This is a genomic window from Mangrovihabitans endophyticus, assembly GCF_014646155.1.
GTDB lineage: Bacteria > Actinomycetota > Actinomycetes > Mycobacteriales > Micromonosporaceae > Actinoplanes > Actinoplanes endophyticus.
On the sequence record NZ_BMMX01000122.1, the window covers coordinates 1 to 1,223 of the forward strand.

1 protein-coding gene is annotated in these 1,223 nt (G+C 68.8%); it reads right to left on the reverse strand.

Annotated features, from left to right (window positions below; all coding sequences use genetic code 11):
* Positions 1-1,190 (reverse strand): N-acetylmuramoyl-L-alanine amidase (locus tag IEY73_RS32665; RefSeq protein WP_189083216.1); only part of this gene is annotated, 1,190 nt, incomplete at its 3' end.
* Positions 1,191-1,223: the final 33 nt, after the last annotated feature.

Here is a 1,223-nt window from a genome sequence, read left to right on the forward strand (position 1 = left end):
GCGCCGGTGCCGTGGGTGAAGGTGATGATGTCGTCGAGGCCGTCACCGTTGAAATCCGCCGACGAACCCGTATAGACGCCGCCCCCTCCTCCTCCGCCGGCTACCAACTGCATGTAGTAGTCCCAGTCCCAGTACTGGCCCGGGTCGGTGTGGTCGTTGCCGGGGACCTCGTTGTGGCCGACGATGAACTGCCGCGTCTTCGGCAGGCCGTGCCGGTCGCACAGCCACCGCGTCAACGCGGCCGAGGAGCGGTACATCGAGTCGGTGAACCAGGTCGGGTCGTCGATGAAACCCTCGTGCTCGATACCCAGCGCCCGGGAGTTCGCCGACCTGACGTGGTAGGCGGTGTCCGCGTCGCGGACCATCTGCGTGACCTCGCCGTCCGAGGAGCGGACGACATAGTGCGCGCTCACCTTCGCCGCTGGATCCTGGAAATAGCTGATCGTGCCCGCGTACGACCCTTGGGTCACGTGGATGACGACGAGGTTGATCGCAGCCGACCGTCCGGCCGTGTAGTTGCTCGGGCTGGCGGGCACCCACCGGGAATCCGGGTAGTCCATGCCGAGCGCGGCGGCGTCCGGCGGCTGACCAGTCGGCGACACGCTCGCCAGCCGTCCGCGTTCGGGTGGGGCGGCGTGGGCAGTGACGTCGACGCGTTCTCCCTCGACGGTCCTGGTTTGCAGACCGCTCGCCAGTAGCCGGTACACCGTGTCCGCGTACAGCCTGGCCCCGTTGTCGCTGGTGGCGCCGCCATAGCGGGCAACCACGGGGTACCAGGCGGTGATCCGGTCCCGGTCGTCGCCGGAGAGCCCGGCCCGATCGGCCATCGATCGCAAGACGGCGGCGCCACCGCGGATGTTGGCCGCCGTCGACGTCTTCAGCGCGGGGACCGACTCGCCGGTGAGTTTCGCTGCGAGTTGCAGGGTCCTGCGGGACGGATTGCTCACCAGGTGCATGACACCGAAGCCGTTGTCCTGGCTCGGCGCGCCGTGGTGCCCGTCAAGGTGGGTTTCGCCGTACCCGACCGCGACGATCAGGTCACGGGGAACCCCGAACGTGGCCGCCGCCGCGGCGAACGCGCTGTTCATCGGGTCGGCGGGCGTCGCCGACGCGGCCGAGGCCGAGGACACGGTGCCCAGAAAGAGAAGCAGGGTGGTGGTGAGGGTGGTGTGTAGGTGTGTGCGGGTCATGCGTGGGGTCTCCTGGTCAGAGGGTGGTTTCGC